Source organism: Enterobacter cloacae complex sp. GF14B (assembly GCF_004136805.1).
Classification (GTDB): Bacteria; Pseudomonadota; Gammaproteobacteria; order Enterobacterales; family Enterobacteriaceae; genus Enterobacter; species Enterobacter hormaechei_C.
This window is the reverse complement of record NZ_QFRV01000197.1, coordinates 1-2,410: the sequence shown is the minus strand read 5'-3', so window position 1 is coordinate 2,410 and position 2,410 is coordinate 1. Positions and strand designations below refer to the sequence as shown.

Below are 2,410 nucleotides of genomic sequence, written 5' to 3'. Positions count from 1 at the left end.
TCTGAGGCAGCACCTGGCACGGCTGGGACGGAAGTCGCTGTCGTTCTCAAAATCGGTGGAGCTGCATGACAAAGTCATCGGGCATTATCTGAACATAAAACACTATCAATAAGTTGGAGTCATTACCCGCCGCCTTCATCCAGTGACAATACGGTATGCCAGGTGCCTGCATCCATCTCCAGCACTTTACAGTCCTCACCTAACACGACGCGCTGGGTCAGGTTACCCAGGTCATCAAAGTTCAATACCAAAAAGCGACCGGTAAGGGATGTCAGCAGTTCAAAAGTATGCGGGTGGCGATGAGGGCGAACATAAGTTCCCGGTTCCATAGCAATAGCCAGACGCTGCACCGGGTCGCTCAATTCAGGGTGGAAATTATGATGGGCACGTAAGCGGGGGGAATTTGCGGCTTGTGCGCTTTGCTTGCGTAGGTCGTTGAAAGTAAGTTGTTTCATATTATAAGCCTTATTGCATTCTTGCAGCTTACGGCAACCAGGTTGCCGTAAGGCTTTTTGTTATACTAACAATCGATTAGCCACGGCATTCGCGGAACAAATCGCGGTCAGGATTATAGACGCTGGTGCTTACGTCCCACAGCCCCAAAATCGATGAGAACAGGTTGTCGTGGGAATATGATTTTTTCGCCGCATTATTTTCAAGGCAAGACATGTTGATGTGTTTCCCGGCGATAAAGCCCGGTGACATCCAGACCAGCATCGGAATATGCGTCTGCTGATCCGGTGCCAGTTTGTACGGCGTGCCGTGCAGATATAGCCCGCTTTCGCCCAATGATTCACCATGATCGGACACATAAAGCAGCACGGTGTTGTACTGATCGCTGTAATTTTTTAGCTTTTCAATCATCTCAGCTAATACATAGTCTGTATAACGAAGGGTGTTGTCGTAGGTGTTGACCAATTGTTCCTGAGTACAGTTTTCGATATCGCTACGTGCACATTCGGGCATGAAGTGGCGATGCTCAGCCGGATAACGCAGGTAATAAGTCGGTCCATGGCTGCCAATGATATGGAAGGCGACAAGCTTATCACCTGGCATTTTGGCGATTTCATCATCAAGGTTTTCCAGCATCACCTCGTCATGGCACGTTTTGCCATCGCACAGTTTCGGGTTATCACTAGGCTTAATTTCGACAGTCGGGATGCGGCTACATACGCCTTTACAACCGCCATCGTTCTCTTTCCATAACAGCGAGACACCGGTTTTCTGCACGATGTCGAGGAAATTTTCACTGTTAGATGCTTTTTTACTGTCGTACTCGGTGCGATTCATATTCGAGAACATGCACGGAACGGATATTGCGGTAGCGGTACCGCAGGAATGCATATTTTTAAACGAAATAACGCCGCCGGATTTGCTGGTAAAGGCATTGGTATCACGCGAATAACCGTTCATCGAGAAATTCTGGCTGCGTGCCGTTTCGCCAATCACCAGGAACATCAGCGTGGGTTTTTCGTGAGCGACGACGCGTTTAGCATCATTCCCCAGCGTCTGGAAAGGCACTTTAGTCGTAAAGTACGTATCCTTAACATACTGGAAAGTGCTGTAAGCGTAGTTCGCCGGGATGATCTCTTTATTCAATGTCGAGTTATTGCGGCCGACAGAGGCATAATCCTGATAATAAAGTGCGGCAACACCTGCAATCAAACTCAACGATGCCAGCACGGAGAGCAAACGGTAAGCAATGCCTTTATACCATTTTTCAGGATATTGAATTTTTATTGAAAAAAGGAGGATGGCAGGAAGGATACCGGTAAAGACGAACCATATAATAATTGAGCCATTAAGATAGGAATGCGCTTCCTGGGGGTTAGTTTCAATAATGTTTTGAATCATCGTTTGATCAAACATTACTTTATATTTTAGTGTCGAATAACTGACCAGTGAGCCAGTGATAAACAGTAAAGCAAAGAAAGGTTTCAGCAGAAAACGAACTGAGAAAGGCATAAAAACAACGTTAAGCGCCGCAACCAGAACAAAGGGAATAGAAATGACAAAACCAATTTTGACATGCTCTAAATGCGACAAAATCTCGTAAAAATGCAGCAATATTGGCCAGTTAAGTAAAAACGCAAAGATCATTGCCAGAAGTAAAACCAGCGGAATAACTTTCACCCTGAAAAGTACAGGCATTAACACCTCCGGAAAATAGTAAACCAGTAAAAACATTGATGATAATTACAACAATTCAATCTAATATTATGATTGCCTTATTCGCTGCAAAGCAGAGATTATCATTCTGAAATCTTAGGTTAACCTTAACGAGGCTTTGTTGAATAAATCAGATTTCGGGTAAGTCTCCCCCGTAGCGGGTTGTGTTTTCAGGCAATACGCACGCTTTCAGGCATACCTGCTTTCGTCATTTTGTTCAGCGCTCGTACCAGGGCCATAG

Annotated in this window: 3 protein-coding genes and 1 pseudogene; 1 reads left to right on the top strand and 3 read right to left on the bottom strand. The window is 45.4% G+C overall.

What is annotated here, in order from left to right; genetic code table 11:
* Nucleotides 1–112, top strand: a 112-nt coding sequence (locus DD606_RS24605) for an IS1 family transposase (protein ID WP_001691633.1), incomplete at its 5' end; no start/stop codon positions are given.
* A 16-nt stretch (nt 113–128) separates the two neighbouring features.
* On the opposite strand, the pseudogene DD606_RS24600 reads toward DD606_RS24605, so the two are convergent.
* From DD606_RS24600 to DD606_RS26585, 3 genes and pseudogenes are all read right to left on the bottom strand, one after another.
* Nucleotides 129–455: pseudogene (locus DD606_RS24600) on the bottom strand (WbuC family cupin fold metalloprotein); the annotation flags it as partial.
* A 76-nt stretch (nt 456–531) separates the two neighbouring features.
* Nucleotides 532–2,151 carry an MCR-9 family phosphoethanolamine--lipid A transferase gene (locus DD606_RS24595; RefSeq protein WP_129259382.1) on the bottom strand — a complete coding sequence of 540 codons (1,620 nt, stop codon included), beginning with the start codon at nt 2,149–2,151 and terminating at the stop codon, nt 532–534.
* A gap of 188 nt (nt 2,152–2,339) precedes the next feature.
* Nucleotides 2,340–2,410, bottom strand: a 71-nt coding sequence (locus DD606_RS26585; RefSeq protein ID WP_223349232.1) for a hypothetical protein, incomplete at its 5' end; no start/stop codon positions are given.